General features: G+C 55.8%; 18 protein-coding genes. 5 read left to right on the top strand and 13 right to left on the bottom strand.

Annotated elements, in window-relative coordinates; genetic code table 11:
- Window positions 1–92 precede the first annotated feature (92 nt).
- From ureG to urtA, 12 genes are all read right to left on the bottom strand, one after another.
- Complete coding sequence (gene ureG, locus BM258_RS20635; RefSeq protein ID WP_244544796.1) at window positions 93–731, bottom strand: urease accessory protein UreG; 639 nt, start codon at window positions 729–731, stop codon at window positions 93–95.
- Window positions 728–1,540: an urease accessory protein UreF gene (locus tag BM258_RS20630; RefSeq protein WP_175528189.1), complete on the bottom strand. Its 813-nt coding sequence runs from the start codon at window positions 1,538–1,540 to the stop codon at window positions 728–730. Before BM258_RS20630 ends, ureG begins: the two co-directional genes overlap by 4 nt.
- Window positions 1,449–2,015, bottom strand: a complete 567-nt coding sequence (locus BM258_RS20625) for an urease accessory protein UreE (RefSeq protein WP_090075132.1) — start codon at window positions 2,013–2,015, stop codon at window positions 1,449–1,451. The genes BM258_RS20630 and BM258_RS20625 overlap by 92 nt, the downstream gene beginning before the upstream one ends.
- An 85-nt stretch (window positions 2,016–2,100) precedes the next feature.
- On the bottom strand, window positions 2,101–3,813 hold the full coding sequence (gene ureC, locus BM258_RS20620; RefSeq protein WP_090075131.1) for an urease subunit alpha: 1,713 nt from the start codon (window positions 3,811–3,813) through the stop codon (window positions 2,101–2,103).
- Window positions 3,813–4,118 (bottom strand): urease subunit beta, encoded by a 306-nt coding sequence (locus BM258_RS20615; protein WP_090075130.1) that lies wholly within the window; start codon window positions 4,116–4,118, stop codon window positions 3,813–3,815. The genes ureC and BM258_RS20615 overlap by 1 nt, the downstream gene beginning before the upstream one ends.
- A gap of 10 nt (window positions 4,119–4,128) precedes the next feature.
- Window positions 4,129–4,431 carry an urease subunit gamma gene (locus BM258_RS20610; protein ID WP_090075129.1) on the bottom strand — a complete coding sequence of 101 codons (303 nt, stop codon included), beginning with the start codon at window positions 4,429–4,431 and terminating at the stop codon, window positions 4,129–4,131.
- 17 nt (window positions 4,432–4,448) lie between these two features.
- Window positions 4,449–5,330 (bottom strand): urease accessory protein UreD, encoded by an 882-nt coding sequence (locus BM258_RS20605; protein ID WP_090075128.1) that lies wholly within the window; start codon window positions 5,328–5,330, stop codon window positions 4,449–4,451.
- Complete coding sequence (urtE, locus tag BM258_RS20600) at window positions 5,305–6,042, bottom strand: urea ABC transporter ATP-binding subunit UrtE (protein ID WP_090075188.1); 738 nt, start codon at window positions 6,040–6,042, stop codon at window positions 5,305–5,307. Before urtE ends, BM258_RS20605 begins: the two co-directional genes overlap by 26 nt.
- Before the next feature lie 14 nt (window positions 6,043–6,056).
- Window positions 6,057–6,818 (bottom strand): urea ABC transporter ATP-binding protein UrtD, encoded by a 762-nt coding sequence (gene urtD / locus BM258_RS20595; protein WP_090075127.1) that lies wholly within the window; start codon window positions 6,816–6,818, stop codon window positions 6,057–6,059.
- Entirely contained in the window at window positions 6,815–7,978 is a 1,164-nt protein-coding gene (gene urtC, locus BM258_RS20590; protein ID WP_090075126.1) for an urea ABC transporter permease subunit UrtC, read from the bottom strand. Before urtC ends, urtD begins: the two co-directional genes overlap by 4 nt.
- Window positions 7,978–9,591, bottom strand: coding sequence for an urea ABC transporter permease subunit UrtB (gene urtB, locus BM258_RS20585; RefSeq protein ID WP_090075125.1), 1,614 nt, complete (start codon window positions 9,589–9,591; stop codon window positions 7,978–7,980). The genes urtC and urtB overlap by 1 nt, the downstream gene beginning before the upstream one ends.
- Window positions 9,592–9,679: 88 nt before the next feature.
- A complete protein-coding gene (gene urtA / locus BM258_RS20580) occupies window positions 9,680–10,960 on the bottom strand; it encodes an urea ABC transporter substrate-binding protein (RefSeq protein ID WP_394705157.1) in 1,281 nt (426 codons plus the stop codon).
- A 754-nt stretch (window positions 10,961–11,714) separates the two neighbouring features.
- On the opposite strand from urtA, the gene chvE reads away from it, so the two are divergent.
- From chvE to BM258_RS20565, 3 genes are all read left to right on the top strand, one after another.
- Window positions 11,715–12,758, top strand: a complete 1,044-nt coding sequence (chvE, locus tag BM258_RS20575) for a multiple monosaccharide ABC transporter substrate-binding protein (RefSeq protein WP_090075187.1) — start codon at window positions 11,715–11,717, stop codon at window positions 12,756–12,758.
- A 213-nt stretch (window positions 12,759–12,971) separates the two neighbouring features.
- Complete coding sequence (locus BM258_RS20570; RefSeq protein WP_090075123.1) at window positions 12,972–14,756, top strand: ABC transporter ATP-binding protein; 1,785 nt, start codon at window positions 12,972–12,974, stop codon at window positions 14,754–14,756.
- Between the two features lie 81 nt (window positions 14,757–14,837).
- On the top strand, window positions 14,838–15,596 hold the full coding sequence (locus BM258_RS20565; RefSeq protein ID WP_090075122.1) for a M48 family metallopeptidase: 759 nt from the start codon (window positions 14,838–14,840) through the stop codon (window positions 15,594–15,596).
- Window positions 15,597–15,669: 73 nt separating this feature from the next.
- Here BM258_RS20565 and BM258_RS20560 read toward each other — a convergent pair whose 3' ends face one another.
- Window positions 15,670–17,928, bottom strand: coding sequence for a transglycosylase domain-containing protein (locus tag BM258_RS20560; protein ID WP_090075121.1), 2,259 nt, complete (start codon window positions 17,926–17,928; stop codon window positions 15,670–15,672).
- A 505-nt stretch (window positions 17,929–18,433) separates the two neighbouring features.
- On the opposite strand from BM258_RS20560, the gene BM258_RS20555 reads away from it, so the two are divergent.
- Both BM258_RS20555 and polA read left to right on the top strand, forming a co-directional pair.
- The gene (locus BM258_RS20555; RefSeq protein ID WP_175528187.1) at window positions 18,434–19,483 is read left to right on the top strand and encodes an acyltransferase family protein; all 1,050 of its coding nucleotides are present in this window, start codon (window positions 18,434–18,436) and stop codon (window positions 19,481–19,483) included.
- A gap of 179 nt (window positions 19,484–19,662) precedes the next feature.
- Window positions 19,663–22,560: a DNA polymerase I gene (gene polA / locus BM258_RS20550; RefSeq protein ID WP_090075119.1), complete on the top strand. Its 2,898-nt coding sequence runs from the start codon at window positions 19,663–19,665 to the stop codon at window positions 22,558–22,560.
- The last annotated feature ends 15 nt before the right edge of the window (window positions 22,561–22,575 follow it).

The raw sequence follows: 22,575 nt of genomic DNA, 5'->3' as shown, positions 1-22,575 counted from the left end.
CCAAGATCAGATGATATGATCAAGCATCGCTCCAAATGGAAAAGGCCCGCATCCTGTGCGAGCCTTTTTTCATGCCTGCTGCGCTGATCGGCCTATTCCAGCTCTAGTCCGGATTTCTTGCAAAGGAACGCAACCACATCGTCCACGCCGACCCCGCGCGAGAGATCGGTAAAGAGATGAGCCTTGCCCCCTCTTACGGTCTTTGCGTCTTCCTTCATGCGGTCAAGATCCGCTCCGACATAGGGGGCCAGATCGGACTTGTTGATCAGAAGCAGGTCCGAGCGTGAAATGGCTGGTCCGCCCTTGCGCGGGATGTCGTCGCCCTGCGCGACCGAAATGAGATACACCGTCAGGTCGGCAAGGTCGGGTGAGAAGGTCGCCGCCAGATTGTCGCCACCCGATTCGATGAAGATGAAATCGAGATCCTTATGCCGGGCGCAGAGTTCATCGACGGCCGCCAGATTGATCGAGGCATCTTCGCGAATGGCCGTATGGGGGCAGCCGCCGGTCTCGATACCTATGATGCGATCCTCTGACAGGGCCTGTTTGCGCACCAGCGCTTCGGCATCTTCCTTGGTGTAGATGTCATTGGTGACAACACCAATGGAAAAGCGGTCACGCATGGCAAGGCAGAGCTTTTCGGTAAGCGTCGTCTTGCCCGAGCCGACCGGTCCGCCGATGCCAATGCGCATCGGTCCTGCGTAGCTGTCTGGGGTGCTGTGTGAAGTCATGACCGGAAAATCCTTGTATAAAGCGTCTCGTGCCGCATGGCGGCAATATCGGAATGAAAGCAGCTCGACCCCAGATCCTCAAGGTCAGCTGCAGCAGCGTCGTCGGCGCTGGCAAGGATTGCCGCTTCCAGACGCGCCTGCAATTTCAGCCCGTCGGACTGGCCGAGTGGAACCAGCCGCATGGCAACGGAAATAAGATTCGAGGCGAAGGCATGCAGGCTCGCAGGCAGAATGGTGCCAAGATCGATGCCATGTTCTTTGGCTGTGGCGCCCATGATGATGGGGAGAGCGATGGCGTCCGGCTCGGCCTGTCTGATCTGTTCTTGCAATCTGGTCGGCCATGCCGCACTTGCCTTGAAGAAGGCCATGCCCTGCTGGCTGATCTCCACATGGCGTTCCTTGCTGGCCGATAAGGCCAAAGCCAGATCATTCAGCTCAATCAGGGCATTCATGTCGCTCGACCCAATGCGCCAGGCATGAGCCAGTAATATGGCGTCGCTCTTTGCGCTGCCCATGGTGACGAGATGTTCAATCCAGTCGCCAACGCTGCCCATGTCATGGCAAATCCCCTCACTGATCGCGGTTTCCAGCCCATGGCTGTAGCTGAAGGTGCCAAGGGGAAAGGCAGGGGAGAGCCAAGTCAACAGGCGCAACAGGACCGTTCCCTGCTGATGGGCAGAGTTGGCAAGCACGCAAGGCTCAGCGATGGTCTCGGGATCAATGCTCATGGGGCTCCTGATCATGGGAGTGATCATGAGAATGGCCATAGGAATGCGCAGTGTCGTGGCTGTGCCCATGGTCATGTCCATGCCCATGTCCATGATGATGACTGTGAGCTCCCGCTGATTTGCTGACATAGGCACCGCTCATGGGCGAGAAGGGAGCCGTCACGGCACCCAGATTGCCACCCAGACCTTCCAGCATGTCAGCGATTACGGCATCCTTGCGAATACGCAAGTGGTCTTCATAAATCTCCACCGGCTGATGACGGTTGCCTAGATGCCATGCCAGTTGCAACAGCGCCAGCGGGCTTTCCGCGCGCACCTCATATAGCTCTTCAGGTCTTGCCAACACCTTGATGACACGCCCGTCTTCCAGCAGCAGGCCATCACCATGGTCCATGCGCGTGGCTTTGGCCAGCGATAGCATGAAATCAAGGCCATTGTCGCTGGTCAGCTGAATGCGGCGACGGTAGCGGTCTTCTTCATCCAGCGTGATGGTGTCAAAGGCGTCCTGAGAGTAGCTACACTTTGGCAGAATGCTGCCCGCTTTTAATATCGGCATGTCCTATCCTTTCAAGACATATCCCTGCATGGGCTGGCCCGGGCAGGGATATGATGGCGTATGTGTCTGTCGGGCAAGAGCCGGATCAGAACAGGAAGTAGCGCTGGGCCATAGGCAATTCGCTGGCTGGCTCGCAGGTGAGAATCTCACCATCGGCGCGTACTTCATAAGTTTCCGGATCGACAGAGATTTCCGGCGTGGCATCATTGAGCTTCATGGACGCCTTGGAAATGCCGCTGCGGGTATTCTCGACCGCAACCATCTGCTTGGCTGTGCCCAGCTTGTCCGGAAGCCCATTATCCAGCGCAGCCTGTGATACGAAGGTCACCGAGCTGTTGGTCAGGGCCTTGCCGAAGGCACCGAACATCGGGCGGTAATGCACCGGCTGTGGTGTCGGGATGGAGGCATTCGGATCACCCATCGGCGCGGCAGCAATCGAACCGCCGATCAGCACCATATTTGGCTTGGCGCCGAAGAAGGCCGGATCCCACATCACGAGGTCGGCGCGTTTGCCCACTTCGATGGAGCCGATATGCTTGCTCATGCCCTGCGCGATGGCCGGGTTGATGGTGTATTTGGCGATGTAGCGCTTGACGCGCTCATTGTCATTGTCACCGGTCTCGACATTCAGCTTGCCGCGCTGCTTCTTCATCTTGTCCGCTGTCTGCCAGGTGCGGATGATCACCTCGCCAACACGGCCCATGGCCTGACTGTCCGATGAGATGATCGAAAAGGCGCCCATGTCATGCAGGATGTCTTCCGCCGCGATGGTTTCCTTGCGGATACGGCTTTCAGCGAAGGCCACGTCTTCCGGGATGTTGGCATCCAGATGGTGGCAGACCATCAGCATGTCGAGATGCTCGGCGATGGTGTTGGCAGTGTAGGGACGGGTCGGGTTGGTGGACGATGGCAGCACATTGTCCATGCCGCATATCTTGATGATGTCCGGAGCATGGCCGCCGCCTGCACCTTCGGTATGGAAGGCATGGATGGTACGGCCCTTGAAGGCATCAACAGTGCTTTCCACAAAACCGGATTCATTGAGCGTGTCGGTGTGGATCATTACCTGCACGTCGAATGCATCGGCTGCCGACAGGCAGGTGTCGATGGCCGAAGGCGTGGTCCCCCAGTCTTCATGCAGCTTCAGGGCCGCTGCGCCACCCAGCAGCATTTCTTCCAGCGCCTTGGTCTTGGAGGCATTACCCTTGCCCGCATAGGCAAGGTTCATAGGGAAGGCGTCGGAGGCTTCGATCATGCGGGCAATGTGCCATGGCCCCGGCGTGCAGGTGGTTGCCAGCGTGCCATGGGCCGGACCGGTGCCGCCGCCAAGCATGGTGGTGATGCCGGACATCAGCGCTTCTTCGATCTGCTGAGGGCAAATGAAGTGGATATGGGCATCCATGCCGCCTGCGGTGATGATCTTGCCTTCGCCTGCAATGGCTTCGGTGCCCGGGCCGATGATGATGTCCACGCCGGACTGGGTGTCCGGGTTGCCTGCCTTGCCGATACCACAGATCGTGCCGTCTTTCAGGCCGATATCAGCTTTATAGATGCCGGTATAATCAACGATCAGGGCGTTGGTGATGACTGTATCCACGGCGCCGTCAGCACGGGCGACCTGAGACTGGCCCATCCCATCACGGATGACCTTACCGCCGCCGAATTTCACTTCAGAGCCGTAGGTCGTGAAGTCCTTCTCGACTTCAATGAAAAGCTCGGTGTCGGCCAGACGCACCTTGTCGCCGGTGGTGGGGCCGAACATGTCTGCATAGGCAGCGCGGGAAATTGTATATGCCATTAGAGTGCCCCTCCGATTTCTGCACGGAAGCCATGGACCTCGCGGTTGCCCTCAAGCGGGATCAGCTTGACCTTGCGGGTCTGGCCCGGCTCAAAGCGAACCGCTGTGCCCGAAGCGATGTCGAGGCGCTTGCCACGCGCGGCGTCGCGATCAAAGGACAGGGATGGGTTGGTTTCATAGAAATGATAGTGGGAGCCAACCTGCACCGGACGGTCGCCCGTGTTGGAGACGTCCAGTTCGGTGACCTCCAGACCGGCATTGAGTTCAATGTCGCCTGCAGCTGTGATGATTTCACCCGGAATCATGGTGTCCTCCTTAGCGGATCGGTTCGTGGACGGTAACCAGCTTCACCCCGTCGGGGAAAGTGGCTTCCACCTGAATGTCATGGATCATTTCGGCAATGCCTTCCATCACCTCAGCCCGGCTGATTATGTGGGCTCCCGCTTCCATCAGGTCGGCAACGGTGCGCCCGTCGCGCGCGCCTTCCACGATAAAGTCGGTGATGAGCGCTACCGCTTCGGGATGGTTGAGCTTAACGCCCCTTTCAAGGCGTCGGCGGGCCACCATTGCAGCCATGGCGATGAGAAGTTTGTCCTTCTCTCTCGGGGTCAAATTCATGACGCTTCCTCTCCTGTTCAGGTCGTCCAGACACGCGGGAGAGGTTCCCCGGTCCGGAAATGTGAAATCAATGGGATGAGCGCTGCGCGCAGCGCCATGCCGTTTATTGCCGTAAGGCGTGCAAGAATTTTGCCGTTAAAGCTCGAAAGCCCAACGGAACAGCCCTCAAAGGGCGCCATAAGGGTGCGGCCACTTTCCATCAGCGCGGTCATCGCATCGCTCTCCTCGGGCCCGATATAACAAAGGGTGGCGAGCGCCAGATGACCAGACAAGACAGCATCCGCTGCACCGATATGCGCCACGTCGCCTTCAAGGCGCTGGGCTTCAGCGTGGATCAGTTTACCGTCCCTGTGAATGCGCCAATTGTCGCTGAAGGCAAGGCTGTGAAGGGCTTCTCCCATGGCGATGCGCCCCAGCAGCAGGCTTTCCACGGCCAGAAACCGGGCGCTGCCTTCCAGATGCACATCAAGGGAGCGCGCAAGGCCTGCGCGGTCATAAAGAATGGTTTCCTGTGGCAGCCAGTCGAGGCGGGCGCCATCGGCCACGCTCAGATGGTTGCCAACGCGAGCGACATCGCTGTCGGCCTTGTAGATTTTCTCGCAGGCCTGTGTGGTCAGCACCGCATAGGTATCGCTTGCAGCGGTGGCATGCCAGTTGACCACATCGCCGCCGGTAAGCCCCCCAGCGCTGTTGATCAGAACGGCCTCGGCTGCCTTGCCACCATAAACCTTGGGCAAACGAATCTTGGCGCACCCCTGCTGGTAGAGGCGATCCAGTTTGGTCTGCCCCTCGTCATTGGCTTTGAAACTGACACGACCGGTGCCGCTCGTCCTTTGCGCAGACACTGCGCCAGAACTAGCCTCAGAAGGAGCATTAGACGGTGAGATGGTTGCGTACATGTTCCTTGTCCAAATCTTCGGCAGGACCTGAATGCACGATCTCGCCCCGGTCCATGATATGGACAACATCCGCCAGCTCACGACAGAAATCAAGATATTGTTCGACCAATAGAATTGCGATTCCCTTTTCCTCTTTGAGGTAGGTGATGGCGCGGCCGATATCCTTGATGATGGAGGGCTGGATGCCCTCGGTCGGTTCATCCAATACCAGAATGTTAGGGCGGGTGACCAATGCCCTGCCAATGGCCAATTGCTGCTGTTGTCCGCCCGAAAGATCGCCGCCCCGACGCGAGAGCATGTCTTTGAGAATCGGGAAAAGGTCAAAGATTTCTTCTTCAACAAACCTTTGCTTGCGCGGCAGACGGGCATAGCCCACTTCGAGATTTTCCCGCACCGTCAGCTGGGGAAAGATTTCGCGCCCCTGAGGCACATAGGCGATGCCGCGACCAGCGCGGGCATAGGGCGGGGCCTTGGTGACATCATGCCCACCCAGAATGATCTTGCCCTTGCTCACCGGATGTTGCCCGACAATGGCGCGCAACATGGAGGTTTTACCAACCCCGTTGCGTCCCAGAACGCAGGTAATTCTCGCAGTTTCCACCTCCAGAGAAATGTTTCTGAGAGCCTGTGCCGCGCCATAATGCAAGTCGATCCCGTCGATGGAAAGGGCGACGGGATTGCCCGTAGCCGTATCCGGGGATGTCTGTTCCATTGCTTCACTCATGATTATCGCCCCAGATAGCTTTCAATAACGTCCGGATGGGCGCTGACATGGTCAAGCGACCCTTCCGCCAAAACCGATCCTTCGGCCAGAACCGTGACCTTGACATCAAGATCACGGATAAAGCCCATGTCATGCTCGACGACGATGACCGAATGGGTTTTGGAAATTTCGCGCAACAGCTTGGCGGTTTCCACTGTTTCGGCATCCGTCATGCCAGCGACCGGCTCATCGACCAGAAGGAGCTTGGGGTCCTGCGCCAGCAGCATGCCGATTTCGAGCCATTGCTTCTGTCCGTGCGAAAGATCCGAGGCCAACTCATTGGCGCGTTGTTGAAGGCGCACCGTTTGCAGGATCTCCTCGATGCGGGCGGCATCCGCTTCACTTTCCCGATAGAAGAGCGAAGCCCAGACGCCACGGTTGCCACTAAGCGCCAGCTCGAGATTCTCACGCACGGTCTGGCTTTCGAATACGGTCGGCTTTTGGAATTTCCGGCCAATACCAGCCTGAGCGATCTCGGTCTCGTCATGCTGCGTGAGGTCCATCTGGCCTTCAAACAGCACATCTCCGGTATCAGGGCGGGTTTTACCGGTGATGATGTCCATCATGGTGGTTTTGCCTGCGCCGTTAGGACCGATAATGGCCCGCATTTCGCCCGGTTCGATAGCAAGGGACAAGCCGTTTATGGCCTTGAAGCCATCAAAGGAAACTGACACATCATCCAGATAGAGGAGAGTGGAGGTGACCTGAGTGTTGGAGTCTATCATGATGCTTCCCCTTCCTTGCGCATTTCGCCTGCTTCAGTCTGAGAAGGTTTGGGGGCGGGCTTGAGAGACTTCACCTTGTCTGAAAAGCTCGACAGGGTGCCAAGCATGCCCTTGGGCATGAAGACCGTTACCGCAACAAACAGCCCCCCCAGCACAAACAACCAATATTCCGGGAACTGGGCCGTGAACCAGCTTTTGCCGAGATTGACCGTTATGGCGCCAATGATCGGCCCGATCAGGGTACCGCGTCCGCCGACAGCAGCCCAGATGACCACTTCGATGGAGTTGGCCGGAGCAAATTCACCCGGATTGATAATACCGACGAGCGGCACATAGAGGGCTCCGGCGATGCCGGCCATCATGGCCGATAGGGTAAAGACAAACAGCTTCACATGCTCGACGCGATAGCCAAGAAAGCGGGCGCGGCTTTCTGCATCACGGGTTGCGAGAAGCACCTTGCCGAATTTCGAGCGCACGATGGCCGAACTGATGACCAAAGCAAGGGAGAGCGCAAAGGCTGCCGCCGCGAACAGGCCGGCACGTGTCGCCGGATTCTGAAGTGTGTAGCCCAGAATATCTTTGAAGTCGGTGAGGCCATTGTTGCCACCAAAGCCCATATCGTTGCGGAAGAAGGCCAGCAACAGCGCATAGGTCATGGCTTGGGTGATAATGGAGAGATAAACGCCGGTAACCCGCGAACGGAAGGCAAACCAGCCAAAAACAAAGGCCAAAAGGCCCGGGATGGCGAGCACCATGATGGCCGCAAACCAGAATTGATCAAAGCCATACCAGTACCATGGCAGTTCCTTCCAGTTGAGGAAGACCATGAAGTCCGGCAGGATCGGGTCGCCATAGACGCCACGGGAACCGATCTGACGCATCAGATACATGCCCATGGCATAGCCACCAAGGGCAAAGAAGGCGCCATGGCCCAGAGAAAGAATACCGCAATAGCCCCACACCAGATCCAGCGCCATTGCCAGCAGGGCATAGGTGAGATATTTGCCGAACAGCGACACGATATAATCGGGTACATAAAGAGCATGATCGGATGGCAGCATCAAATTGCTGAGGGGCACGAGAATGCCAAGCAGTGCGATGAAGGCTGCGACCCACGCAATGCGCCCAGCAAGGCCACGAAACAGAAACGCTGAAATCATTATTCCACGGCCCTTCCTTTAAGAGCGAACAGACCGCGTGGCCTTTTCTGGATGAAGAGAATGATGAAGACCAGCACAAGGATCTTGCCCAGAACCGCTCCGGCAAAGGGTTCAAGAAACTTGTTGGCGACCCCTAGCGTCAGGGCGCCGATCAGCGTGCCCCAAAGGTTGCCCACCCCGCCAAACACCACGACCATAAAACTATCGATGATGTAACTCTGACCGAGATTGGGCGATACGTTGCCGATCTGGCTGAGTGCCACCCCGGCGATGCCTGCAATGCCGGAACCAAGCGCAAAGGTAAAGGCATCCACCCACGGGGTTTTGACCCCGAGCGAAGAAGCCATGTTGCGGTTTTGTGTGACCGCACGCATCTGCAAGCCCATCGGTGTGCGTTTGAGCAGTGCAAACAGCAGCCCGAACATGGCAAGGGCAAAGAAGAAGATCCAGATGCGGTTCCATGTCAAAGACAGGCCAGCCAGTTCGACGGCGCCGGACATCCAGCCCGGATTGCTGACCTCCTGATTGGTTGGACCAAAGATGGTGCGCACGGCTTGCTGCAGAATGAGCGAAACACCCCATGTCGCCAGCAGGGTTTCCAACGGTCGGCCATAGAGAAAGCGAATGATACCGCGTTCAAGCACAAAGCCGATGGCTCCGGCCACCAGAAATGCGGCGGGGATGGCAAAAAGGAGCGAATAGTCGATCAGGCCTGGCGCCGCCGTCTGGACCGCCTGCTGTACGGCAAACGTCGTGTAAGCACCGAGCATCACCATTTCCCCGTGGGCCATGTTGATCACGCCCATCACGCCAAAGGTGATGGCAAGGCCGATGGATGCCAGCAGCAGAACGGAGCCCAGAGAGAGTCCATACCAGATATTCTGCACCCCGTTCCAGATAGCCAACATCCGCTCAATGGCAACAATGGCGCGGGATGCGGCATCCTTGACGGCCCCTTCGCTTGTCTCTGCCGCTTCATTGAGAATGGAAAGCGCTTGTCGTCCGCCTTTGTCTCTGAGGATTTCGATGGCCGAAAGCTTGGCCTCTTCTGGCGCATCCGAGGTCAGCGTCAATCCGGCGCGGGCTTCCTGCAGAAAGGCGATGACCTGTGCGTCCTGTTCCTTGGCAAGGCGCGCTTCAATGGCGGGCAGGGCGCTGGCGTCTTGCGCCTTGTAGATGGTCTCTGCCGCGGCAAGGCGTTTGGCCGAGTCGCGGCTGTTGAGCGCAAAGAGGCTCAGGCCGTCCCGGATCTGGCGCCGTAAATTGTTGTTGACGCGCACCTTCTTGATATCTCTTTTGGAAATATCAGGGATCACATCGCCGCTGATCGGATCCGTCAGGCTAAAGGTCCGACCGGTTTTATCGGCCAGAAACACCTGTTTATCGGATTTGCGGAAATAGAGGTCTCCCTCCGCCAGATAGGTGAGCACTGGTACGACGGTGTCGTCTCCGGTCTCCAACAGGGCGTCTACCTTGGCTTCTCTATCCTTGAGGCTTCCTTCGGCCAGCGCATTGATCGCATCTTTGAGATCATCGGCCATGGCAGCAGGTATGGTGGAATAGGAAGCCAGGAGAGTGACAAGACAAACAAGCAGGGCACGCAGGACTGTCATAAAAATCTCTCTTGCTAAACATGTCTTCCCCGGCAGACGGACAAACCGCCACCGGGGACATGTCGGGTGTTAGAGTGCATCGGAAGCGTTATTCAGCGCCCTTGCCGCCGCATTCATTGGTCTCGGTGTTGAAGTTGCCGCAAGAGAGAGGCGCGCGCCAATCGGAGATCAGCTTGGCAGAATCGGGCAAATAGTCCGACCATGCATCACCCGGCACCAGACCCGGAGTTTCGTATACGATGTCAAACTGGCCATCATCTTGAATTTCGCCGATAAGCACCGGCTTGGTGATGTGATGGTTCGGCATCATGGCGCTGTAGCCGCCAGAAAGGTTGGGCACGGAAATACCCGGCAGCGCATCGATGACGGCATCCGGATCTGTGCTTCCTGCTTTTTCAACCGCTTTGACCCACATGTTAAAGCCGATATAGTGGGCTTCCATCGGGTCATTGGTGACGCGGTTTTCGTCTTTAGTGAAGGCGTGCCAGGCGTCGATAAATTCATAGTTGGCATCGGAATCGACTGACTGGAAATAGTTCCATGCGGCCAGATGGCCTACGAGCGGCTCGGTGTCCAGACCAGCGAGTTCTTCCTCACCCACAGAGAAGGCGACCACGGGAATGTCTTCCGCCTTGATGCCCTGGTTGGCCAGCTCTTTATAGAATGGCACATTGGCATCGCCATTGACGGTAGAGACAACGGCGGTCTTCTTCCCAGCTTCGCCAAAGGCCTTGATGTCGGAAACGATGGTCTGCCAATCGGAATGCCCGAATGGGGTATAGTTGATCATGATGTCTTCGGCGGCGACACCCTTTGCCTTGAGATAAGCTTCAAGGATCTTGTTGGTTGTGCGCGGATAGACATAGTCGGTGCCAGCCAGAACCCAGCGTTCCACCCCTTCCTGTTCCATCAGATAGTCAACCGCAGGAATGGCCTGCTGGTTCGGGGCGGCACCGGTGTAGAACACATTGCGCTGGGATTCCTCGCCCTCATATTGCACCGGGTAAAACAGGATTGAGTTCAATTCTTCGAAAACGGGCAGGACAGACTTGCGGGAAACCGAGGTCCAGCAGCCAAACACGGCGGAGACGTCGTTGACGTCGATCAGCTCGCGGGCCTTTTCAGCAAAGAGCGGCCAGTCGGATGCGGGATCGACAACAACCGGCTCTAGCTTCTTGCCCAAAAGGCCGCCTTTTTCATTCTGCTCTTCAATGAGCATCAGCATGGCGTCTTTAAGGGTGGTTTCGGAAATGGCCATGGTGCCGGAAAGAGAATGCAGGACACCGACCTTGATGGTCTCTTCTGCAAAGGCTGCAGAAGCAGAGATCAAGGATGTGGTCAGAGCAAGGGCAGCAGCAAAATGTGAAATTCTGGAAGACACTTTTTATAACTCCATCTGGTGGTGATGGAAGGTGTTTTGCAATGGTTGTGCCAAAATGTACCTATCGTTCCATTTTGTTTTAGTAATTTGGTAAGACTTTGAAAAAATGTCGTTTAAAATCGAAACATGGAAGCTGTCGCTGCCAGTCCGTTGGGTAAGTGTCTGAGTATAAGTAAAACCAACTAGTAAAAGCCCGATATGGCGGCTATGGCCGCAAGCATATGCACAAAAATTGGGCATTTCTTGGATTTGGCGATTGCATCAAGAACCAACTTATTCCGCAAGTGGTAGAGGCCGTCATCTTTTCGGCTTTTGCTGGCTTCCTTCCTTCCTTCCTTCCATTGCGCGCATGGATCGCAGCAGGTTAGACAGTTTGACGAGGCCACCCAATTGGATGAACGGTGATCGAATTAAATTTTGAGAAAAAAATATTAGCGGGCGACAAAGTATTTGAATTTACAATAATTGCAAGAAAAAGAAATAATATTACGTATGGAAGGCATATTCTCAATTATGCCGGTGGATACCATACGAATTCCCTTGAATTAATTTAAGATATAAAAATAATAAGAGGCGCTCACTCGCAGGAGGACTTGAGTGGGCAATATGGACAGGCAGCTTTCTGGGGTTGGGGAATTCTGGAAAAAAATGTCGTCTGTAAAGTCATATACAAGTTTTTCTGGCAAGGGAGGTATCTATGCTGGGACTTAGTAAGCTGATCAAATCAGCGACTGTTGGCGCCATGGCCTTGGCGCTCGGTCTTTCATTTTCTTCTTCATTGACACAAGCAGCAAGCAAGGGATCCGTCGGAATCGCCATGCCGACCAAGTCGCTGGCGCGCTGGGTTGATGATGGCGACAACATGGTCAAACAGTTCGAAGCTGCTGGCTATGACGCCGAACTGCAATATGCAAGCGATGATGTCGCCACGCAGCTGCGTCAGATCGAAACCATGATCCTCAAGGGTGTGGATGTGCTGGTTATCGCATCGATCGATGGCACAGCACTTTCAAGTGCTCTGGATCTGGCTGCGGAATCCGGTATCAAGGTCATTTCTTACGACCGTTTGATCCGTGAGTCCCCCAATGTTGACTATTATGCCACCTTCGACAACTATCAGGTTGGTGTCATTCAGGCTGAATCCCTGCTCAAGGGTCTCGACATCGAAAACGCAGAAGGCCCTCTGAATATTGAAGTCTTCGGTGGTTCCCCAGACGATAACAATGCCTATTTCTTCTATAATGGCGCCATGTCTGTTCTGCAGCCATATCTGGATAGCGGCAAACTCGTAGTGGTTTCCGGCCAGATGGGTATGGACAAGGTTGGCACGCTCTTCTGGGATGGAGCAACCGCTCAGGCCCGCATGGACAACCTGCTGTCAGCCTTCTACACCGATAAGAAAATCGACGGTGTTCTTTCTCCGAACGATAGCCTTGCAATCGGCGTGATCTCCTCGCTGAAGGGCGTTGGCTATGGCACCAAAGACATGCCAATGCCGATCATTACCGGTCAGGACGCCGAAGTTGCCAACATCAAGGCAATGCTCAAGGGCGAACAATACTCAACCGTCTTCAAGGATACGCGTGCTTTGGCCGGTGTAACCGTAGGCATGGTTGATGCGATCCTGAATGGTGGAGAGCCAGAAATCAACGACACCAAAACCTACGACAACGGCGAAAAGATCGTCCCATCCTATCTTCTCAAGCCAGTCGCAGTGACCAAAGACAACTGGAAAGAAATCCTGATCGACAGCGGATATTATTCCGAAGATCAGTTTCAGGAGTAAAACCTGGTAGATATTATCCAGCTTCGGGGCGGCGGTGTTTCATCTGCCGCCCTTTCTGTATCTGGATGGATGGCGCATATTCACGCAAAATGACCAATTTCCCTTTCACAACGCAAGGAAACACGATAAGTAGGGCCTAGTTACAAACATGTTCGATGACATTGGCTTCCTGTGCTGTTTGGTGAAATACCACTGGAAGAATGAAGGAATGGCATGATAGCCGAAACCATCCGGACCCTTAGGGATCGCCTCTTCTCAGATCAAAGCAATTCCCGGTATCTCATTTACCGGCTCCTGTCTGAAAATTTTCATATCTATTACAAGCGCTATATCCTCGCCTTTATTCTGATGGCGGTGGTTGCCGGAACGACGGCATTGAGCGCATGGATCATGAAGGACATTGTCAACGGCATCTTTGTCTCCAAGGATTTCAATCAGGTCTGGCTGATCTCTGGCGCGGTCATCGTGATCTTCGTCGCCAAGGGGCTGGCAACCTATTGGCAGACGACCATTCTGGCCCATATCGGCAACGCGATCGTGGCGGATCAGCAGCGCAAGATGTATCGCCATTTCCTTTCGCAAGGGGCTGATTTCTTCCATGATTTCCCTTCAAGCGAACTGATCACCCGCATCTCCCACAACGCGACCGCAGCGCGTGCGGTGATGGATGTTCTCATCACCAGCATCGGGCGCGACGCTCTTTCGTTGATTGGCCTTGTCTGCGTGATGGTGTTTCAGGATCCACTGCTTTCGCTCATCGCCCTTGTTGTGGCACCGCCTGCCGTCATCATGATTTCCATGCTGGTGCGCCGTGTGAAGCGCATTGCCAAGGAGCAGTTCATCTCGCTGACCCAGACCACCCAGACCATGCAGGAAAGTGCGCTGGGCTTCCGCATTATCCGTACCTTCGGGATGGAAGGCATCATGACTGCCAAAATGGATGATGCCATCGAAGGGGTTGAAAAGCGGGCCAACAAGATTGCGACGCTGACTGCCCGCACCAACCCGATGACCGAGACGCTGGGTGGCTTTGCCATCGCACTGGTGATCCTCTATAGCGGCTGGCGCACCATCATTGGTGGTCAGAGCCCCGGGGAATTCATCTCTTTCCTCACCGCTCTGCTTCTGGCAGCAGACCCGGCGCGTCGCCTCAGTCGCCTCAAGGTGAATATGGAAAGTGGGCTTGTTGGCGTGCGCCTGATGTTTGAAATCTTGGACAGGCCAACTCGCCTTATCGAGCGTGCCGGTGCCGGAGAACTCAATGTCACCAACGGCGATATTGCATTTGAAGCCGTTTCCTTCTCCTATGGGGACGATGAACCGGTCCTAAAGGACCTCTCCCTTGTCATTCCAGGCGGCAAGACAACCGCGCTTGTGGGGCCTTCAGGTGGCGGCAAATCCACGATCATGGGGCTCGTGCAGCGCTTTAATGACGTGAGCGAAGGGCGCATCGTGATCGACGGTGTCGATATCCGCGATTGCACCATCGCTTCTCTGAACCAGCATATCGCGCTGGTCACGCAGGATACGGTTCTTTTCTCCGGCTCGATCCGTGAGAATATCCGCTTCGGGCGTATGGATGCGACGGATGATGAGGTGGAAGCGGCGGCCAAGAACGCCTTTGCGCATGACTTCATCATGGCGCAACCTCAGGGTTATGACACTCAGATCGGCGAAAACGGCACCTCCCTGTCCGGAGGGCAGAAGCAGCGTGTGGCCATTGCGCGCGCCATGCTCAAGAATGCCCCCATCGTGTTGCTGGACGAGGCGACATCGGCGCTGGATAGTCAATCGGAAGCCAAGGTGCAGGCCGCGTTTGAGCGCCTGAGCGAAAACCGCACCTCCTTGGTGATTGCCCATCGCCTGTCGACCATCCGCAATGCGGACAAGATCTGCGTTATCGAAGATGGTCAACTGATCGAAGAAGGCAGCCATGACGAGCTTTTGGGCAAAGACGGCTTCTACGCCAGCCTCGTCAATCTGCAATATAAGAAATAGGCGTTTCGCGGCGCAAAGGACGCGCATTGCTGGGCAGCCGGGTTCCGGCTGCTACCAGCGCTATAGGGAGATGATGCTCTTTTGAGAAAACTGCTTTCGACCGGACGCCGTGCGCGCTTGCCCGAAACGGTCTATCTGCATCATGAAGGCCGCAAGATAGAGGTGCGCCTGAAGCCCAACGCGCGCGCCAAGCGCTTGATCCTGCGTCTTGATAGCAAGACGGGCGAGCCGGTGGCGACCTGTCCGCCGGGCCTTGGCGAAAGCAAGATCCTCCATTTTCTGCAGAAGAACGTTAATTGGTTGGTCGACAGACAACAGGCCCGAGCACCCAATGTGCCCTTCGAGCATGGGGCGGTCATCCCTGTGCGCGGTTTGTCCCACACCCTTGAGCATAATGATGTCGCCCGCGGCACCGTGCGTCTTCTCGAGCTGGAAGAGGGCCGCATCCTGCTGGTCTCGGGCAATGAATCTCACATGGCCCGCCGCGTGACGGACTGGCTGAAGAAGCAGGCACGCAAGGATCTGGAAGAAGCGGTTGCCCGTCATGCGGCCGCACTGGATGTCAAACCCGCATCGATCCGTATCAAGGATACCACCAGCCGTTGGGGCTCGTGCAGCGCCAACCGTACCCTGTCTTTTTCCTGGCGGGTGATTATGGCGCCATCCTTCGTTTTGAACTATCTGGCAGCCCATGAGGTGGCCCATCTGCGCGAGATGAACCATTCCGATCGTTTCTGGCGCCACGTCGAGACCATTTGCCCCAATTATGAAGACGGGCAGGCATGGTTGCGCGATCAGGGGCGCAGGTTGCATTCCTATGGGGTCGAGGCTGACGACTGACCTCTCATGCTCCGCATTGTGCGAAGGAGAGGCCAGCCTTCTCATCTTTCACTTAATCAGATAACCGATCCCGCTAGTTGCCGAACAGGCGTTCCAGAAGGCCCTTGCGCTCTTTGGGCAGAGGCATGGAATTCTGTCCTTCAGGCAGAAGATCTGGGTTGATCCATGGATTTTTCTCGCCACCAGCTCTGCGACGGGTTTCTGCGATCTGCTCCATGCTGACCCCCGGCAAACCAGCAACCGTCATGCCATTATGCGCGCCAACCATATATTTCTTCCAGGTTTCTGCAGGCAGGTTCCCACCTGATGCGCGTTTGGTCGGGGAGCCATCGTCATTGCCAAACCACAGCCCGGTTACAAGATTGGCGGTATAGCCCACAAACCAGGCGTCGCGATAATTCTGGCTGGTGCCGGTCTTGCCGCCTGCCGGACGGCCCGAAAGCATGGCCTTTTTACCCGTGCCGGTAATCAGGGTCTCCTGCATCATCTGGTTCATCATGGAAAGGATTTCAGGCTTGATAACCTGCGGTCCCGGAATATTGGGGTTGATATAGAGCACCTTGCCTTCTTTGGTGACAACCCGCTGGATGACATAAGGAGTGGCGCGTGAGCCGCCATTGGCGAAGGGAATATAAGCCCCGACCAGTTCCAAAGGCGTCACTTCGCTTGTGCCCAGCGCAATCGAAAGGTTGTTCGCCAGTTTCGACTGAATGCCCATCTTGTGGGCCGTTTCCACCACTTGCGCAGGTCCGACCTCAAAGGTCAGCTGTGCGGAAATGGTGTTGATCGAAAGCGCCAGCGCTTTGCGCAGGGAAATCTGGCCCATATATTTCTTGGAATAGTTTTGCGGCGTCCAGCCATCATAGGAAACCGGACCATCCACGCGCATGCTGTCTGGCCGGTTGCCCAGTTCCAGAGATGTCAGATAGACAAAGGGCTTAAAAGCACTGCCCGGTTGACGTTTGGCATTGACCGCACGGTTAAACTGGCTCTCGCGATAGGACTTGCCGCCAACCAGCGCCCGAACGGCCCCTTGCGGCGTGGCACTGACAAGGGCGCCCTGTTCTACGCCATATTTCTTGCCCTTTTCATCAAGGGCATCGACAATGGCATTCTCGGCCAGCGTTTGCATGCGCAAGTCGATGGTCGTCTCGACAATCACATCCTCGTTGACCTCTCCGATCAGATCGGGCAGCTGCTCCATCACCCAGTCGCCAATATAATTGAGCGAGCTGGAGCGGTGGCGTGCAACCGTATCAATGCTTTGGGTGAGAGCCAGTTTGCGCTCTTCCGGCGTGATGAAACCTTCCCGCTCCATGGCCGCCAAAACAAGCTTGGCGCGCGCCCGGGCGGCCTTCGGGTGTTTGTTGGGTGCAAGGCGAGACGGCGCCTTGAGCAGGCCCGCAATGGTGGCTGCTTCAGACAGAGTCAGCATGGAAGCCGGTTTGTTGTAATAGGTCCGTGCAGCCGCATCCACGCCAATGGCTCCCGAGCCCAGATAGACCCGGTTGAGATACATTTCCAGTATCTCCTGCTTGGAATATTTGGTTTCCAGCCAGATGGCCAGAATAAGCTCCTGCACTTTTCGCTCGATGGTGCGCTTATGCTCGAGGAACAGGTTCTTGGCCAGCTGCTGGGTCAGCGTCGAGCCCCCTTGCGACACGCGACCGCGAATGATGTTTGTCACCATCGCGCGCGTAAAGCCAATGGGGTCAAAGCCGAAATGATGGAAAAAGCGGTGATCCTCAATCGCCACCACGGCATCAACCAGATAGGGCGGCATCGTTGAAATGCTCACCTTTTGCCCTCCGGTCTTGCCCCGGTTGGCAATCAGGCCGCCATCCAGCGAGACAATCTGCACATTGGGCGGACGATCCGGAATCTTCCAGTCGGTCGATTGCGGTAGCTTGGCGCCATAATAGAGAATGATGCCACCGGCAACGATCGAGCCCCAGATGCCGGCAATCACCAGCCAATAGGCGACGCGTCGACCAAAGCGAAACAGTTTGCCCAGCAGCGACGAGCGTCGCGCCGACCGACTACCGGAGGATTTTTTGCCTGAAGGCTTGCGGCCACCTCCTGATGGGCGACGTCCTCCGCCAGCCCCACCGCCGGAACCGCCTCCAGAGTTTCCTCCACCTGATCCGCCGCCTCTGCCCGCAGCTCCTCGTGCTCCTTGCGCCTTGGCTTTGCGCGGTCCGGGCTTTCCGTCGGTGCGCTTTTTTCGTCTCGCTGCTCGTTTTGAAGAAGAGCCGGGGTGGCTTTTGTCTTCATCGCTCAGGCGAATGTCACTCAGGGAGCCCGGATGGGAAGAACTGCGTTGCGACGTCATGATGTTCGGCAAAGTCTCTATTCATAGTCCTCGCAAGAATGGCTTGCGACAGACGTTTCTTGTTGGATCGATCAGCTCAGAAGAGCCTATGAAAGTCAGCATGGGACTATGGTCACATATTGAGGCAAATTCATGAATGGGGCGGCCCACTGGCATAGATTTTGTGCCTCGCGTGTACCATCCTAGCGCGGCGATCCCAAAGGTCTTGTTAACAATAATTCTGTCTTGGCGTCATTCACAAGCACTTTAGACAAGCAAGAGTAGGCGACCAGACAAGGGCCCTGTCTCAAAAATTGTAAAAATTATGGTTAATGAAATATTAATGAAATTGGATCAAATAGTTGTGAACCGAAAATTATCTATATGTTTCAGTCGTTTATTAAATTTGTTAAGGTTAAGGTAATAATTAGGGAGATTTTTAAGTAAAAACCCGTCATTTATTTAAAATAATTTTCAAAGAATTGAACATTAGAGCCATTTCATTAAGTGGCGCATGAGGCTAGTTTTGACAAACCGGGATCTAAACACAAAGCAACATGTAGACTGGGTTGATTTGACCAAAGGGTTGACGATCCTCCTTGTTGTCGTCATGCATTCCATCAATGGCGTTGAGAAATATCTGGGCAGCGAAGGCTGGATGCATCCGATATTGACCTATGCCACTCCATTTCGGATGCCGGTCTTTTTTGCCGTTGCCGGGCTTTTTGCGGCTCGCGCCATCGTCAAGGAATGGCCTGTCTTTCTGGATAAGAAATTCTTCCATTTCGGCTATTTCTATTTCCTCTGGATGAGCATCGAGTTTATTTTCAAGGCACCTTTCTTCGTGCAGGAGTTTGGCGCGCATGAAACGGGCCTCTATTATCTACTGTCTTTCGTGCAGCCGTTTGGTCCGCTGTGGTTCATCTATCTGCTGCCTTTCTATTTCCTTGCCCTGCGGCTGATGCGTCCACTGCCGATGCTGCTGCAGTTTGCCATTGCGATTGCCTGCAAATTCATGCTGACGGCGACCGGCATCGAACTCATTGACTTCTTCTCGAAATATTATGTCTTCTTCCTTGCGGGCCATTTCGGGCGAGACATCTGGTTCGCGCTTGCGCATTCGGCGCGTGAACAGAAGCTTGCTTCCGTGCTCGGGCTCGTCGTCTGGGCCGTGGCAAATGGGCTTGTTGTCTGGTTCGGCTATGGCGAGATCGTTCCGGTCGCCATCATCATGGGCGTGCTTGGCTTCATGGCGGTTGTCGACTTCATGGGCATCATCACCGAATTTGCCCCCGGTCGTGCGTTGGCAAAGGTCTTCCGCTATCTGGGTAGCCACTCGCTGCCCATCTATCTGGGCTTCTTCCTGCCTATGGGTGTGACGCGCATACTCGTGATGAAATTCGGCAATGGCGATCCTGGATTGTCCGCGCTGATCGTCTCCATGGCCGCCGTGATCGGCGCGATCCTGATGTATGAAGTGGTCATGCGCGTGAAAATCGGCACCTTCCTCTATGTGCGTCCTCAATGGGCAAAGCTGACAAAAGAGAAGAAACAGATCACCGTTCCCGCTGAATAGGCAAAGAACCGCGCAGCAAATCTTCTTAACAAAAGCTCCCGGACAGATGATCTGTTCGGGAGCTTTTTCTTTTGCCCTTTTCATTGCCCTCATGCATGCGCTAAGGTCTCATGACATTATGATCATGGTTTGTTCGCACAGCGCGTGGCATCCAGCAGAGGCAATAAAGGGAAATTCCAATGTCCGAAAAACCACATCTCTTTTTGATTGACGGATCTTCCTATATTTTTCGAGCCTATCACGCCCTGCCGCCATTAACGCGCAAGAGCGATGGGCTGCCCGTGGGCGCGGTTTCCGGCTTCTGTAACATGCTTTGGAAGCTGATTGCCGATGGAGACAAGGGCATTGTTGGCGTGATGCCCACCCATGTCGCCGTGATTTTCGATGCCAAGGGCGATACCTTCCGCAACGCGATCTATGATCAATACAAGGCCCAGCGTCCTCCGGCGCCGGAAGATCTCGTCCCCCAGTTTGGTCTTATTCGCGACGCCGTGCGGGCTTTCAACATCGCCTGCATCGAGTTGGAAGGCTATGAAGCGGATGACATCATCGCCACTTATTCCGAACAGGCGCTGGCCGAAGGGGCCGATGTAACCATCATCGGCTCTGACAAGGATCTGATGCAGCTTGTCCGCCCCGGTGTCATGATGGTCGACACCATGAAGAACAAGCGTATCGGCGAAGAAGAGGTCGCCGAGAAGTTTGGCGTTTCTCCCGACAAGGTGGTCGAGGTGCAGGCGCTGGCGGGCGATTCTGTCGACAACGTGCCCGGCGTACCCGGTATCGGTATAAAGACAGCCGCCCAACTCATCAACGAATATGGCGATCTGGAAACTCTGCTGGAGAAGGCGGACGGCATCAAGCAGAAGAAACGCCGCGAGAATCTCATCGAATTTGCCGAGCAGGCCCGTATTTCCAAAGAGCTGGTCTATCTCAAGCGCGATGTGCCGTTGCCGCTCGGCCTTGATGCGCTGGCCTGCTGCGATCTGGAAGGGCCCAAGCTGGTCTCCTTCCTCAAGGCGCTCGAATTCACCACGCTCACACGACGCGTTGCCGAAGCGACAGAAACCGAAGCTGCTGAAGTGGAAGCGACGAGCCTTGAGGTGGCAGGATGGGAGGCCGCAGATCCGGCTGCGGCTAGCGAAAGTGCAGACGCTGTTGATGGCGACAAGACCCCCGGGCCGCTGGATCTTGCAGCCAAGATGGCCGCCGATATCGGCGCGCTGCCGATTGACAATCAGAGCTACCAGACCGTGCGCTCCATGGAAGAATTGCAAGTCTGGCTCGATGAAGCCAAACGCATCGGCTATGTCGCGGTAGACACCGAAACCGACAGCCTTGATGCCATGCAGGCCAATCTGGTCGGCGTGTCGCTGGCAACCGAACCGGGCAAGGCCTGCTATATCCCACTCGCTCATGTTTCGGGCGATGGAGACATGTTTGGCGGTGGACTGGTGGAAGGTCAGATCCCACTTACCGAAGCCGTCACCGCTCTCAAGGGCATGCTGGAAGACCCTTCCATCCTCAAGATCGGCCAGAATCTCAAATATGACACGCTGCTACTCTCGCGCTATGACATCGAGATCGCGCCGTTTGATGACACGCTGCTGCTCTCCTATGTGCTTGATGCTGGCAAGCATGGCCATGGCATGGACGAACTTTCCGAGCTGTGGCTCGGCCATAAGCCTATTCCTTTCAAGGAAGTGGCTGGCAGTGGCAAAAGCCAGATCACCTTCGACAAGGTGGAGCTGGAAAAGGCCACCCCTTATGCCGCTGAAGACGCCGACGTGACCCTGCGCCTCTGGATGATCCTCAAGCCTCGCCTTGCGGCCGATGGCATGACTTCGGTCTATGAGAGGCTGGAGCGCCCGCTGCTGCCAGTGTTGCGCCGCATGGAAAAGCGCGGCGTCTCCGTTGATCGTCAGATCCTGTCTCAGCTATCGGGCACTTTCGCCCAAGGCATGGCCGGATTGGAAGAGGAAATCCACGGCTTGGCTGGTTCGCCCTTCAATATCGGCAGCCCCAAGCAGCTGGGCGATATTCTGTTTGGCGAAATGGGCCTGCCCGGTGGCAAGAAGACCAAGACCGGTGCCTGGTCCACCTCGGCCAGTGTGCTTGAGGATCTTGCAGCCGAAGGCCATGAATTGCCTAAAAAGGTGGTGGAATGGCGCCAGCTCTCCAAGCTCAAGAGCACCTATACCGACGCGCTGCCCCATTTCATCAATCCCGAAACCAAGCGCGTCCATACCTCTTATTCACTCGCCGCGACCAGCACGGGCCGTTTGGCCTCGTCTGATCCAAACCTTCAGAATATTCCGGTGCGCACCGAAGCGGGCCGCAAGATCCGTACTGCTTTCGTGGCTGAAAATGGCAACAAGTTGATCTCTGCCGACTATAGCCAGATCGAGCTGCGCGTGCTCGCACATATGGCCGACATTCCGCAGCTGAAGAAAGCCTTCGAGGATGGCCTGGACATTCACGCCATGACGGCGTCTGAAATGTTCCATGTGCCGCTCGATGAGATGGACGCCGCCACCCGTCGCCGCGCCAAGGCCATCAATTTCGGCATCATCTATGGCATTTCCGCCTTCGGGCTGGCCAACCAGCTTGGCATTTCCCGCGGCGAGGCCAAGACCTATATCGACACCTATTTCGAGCGCTTCCCCGGCATCCGCGACTATATGGAAGCCACCAAGAAGGCCGCTCGCGAGCAGGGCTATGTGGAGACCATCTTCGGCCGCAAGATCCATTATCCGGAGATCAATTCCAAGAATCCCAACATGCGCAATTTTCAGGAACGCGCCGCCATCAACGCCCCCATTCAGGGCTCGGCCGCCGACATCCTGCGCCGTGCCATGGTCCGTATGGAAGATGCTCTGAGTGATGCTTCGCTCTCGGCCCGTATGCTGCTGCAAGTCCATGACGAATTGATCTTTGAGGTGCCGGAAGGCGAGGTCGACGACACCATCAAGGTCGTGCGCACCATCATGGAAAACGCCCCGATGCCCGCTCTGCAACTCAGCGTGCCCTTGAAGGTCGACGCCGAAGCCGCCGACAACTGGGACGAAGCGCATTGAGGGGAGGGAGGAGGA

Source organism: Cohaesibacter marisflavi (assembly GCF_900115225.1).
GTDB lineage: Bacteria > Pseudomonadota > Alphaproteobacteria > Rhizobiales > Cohaesibacteraceae > Cohaesibacter > Cohaesibacter marisflavi.
The sequence above is the reverse complement of the archived record's forward strand: the minus strand, read 5'-3'. Positions and strand labels throughout refer to the sequence as shown.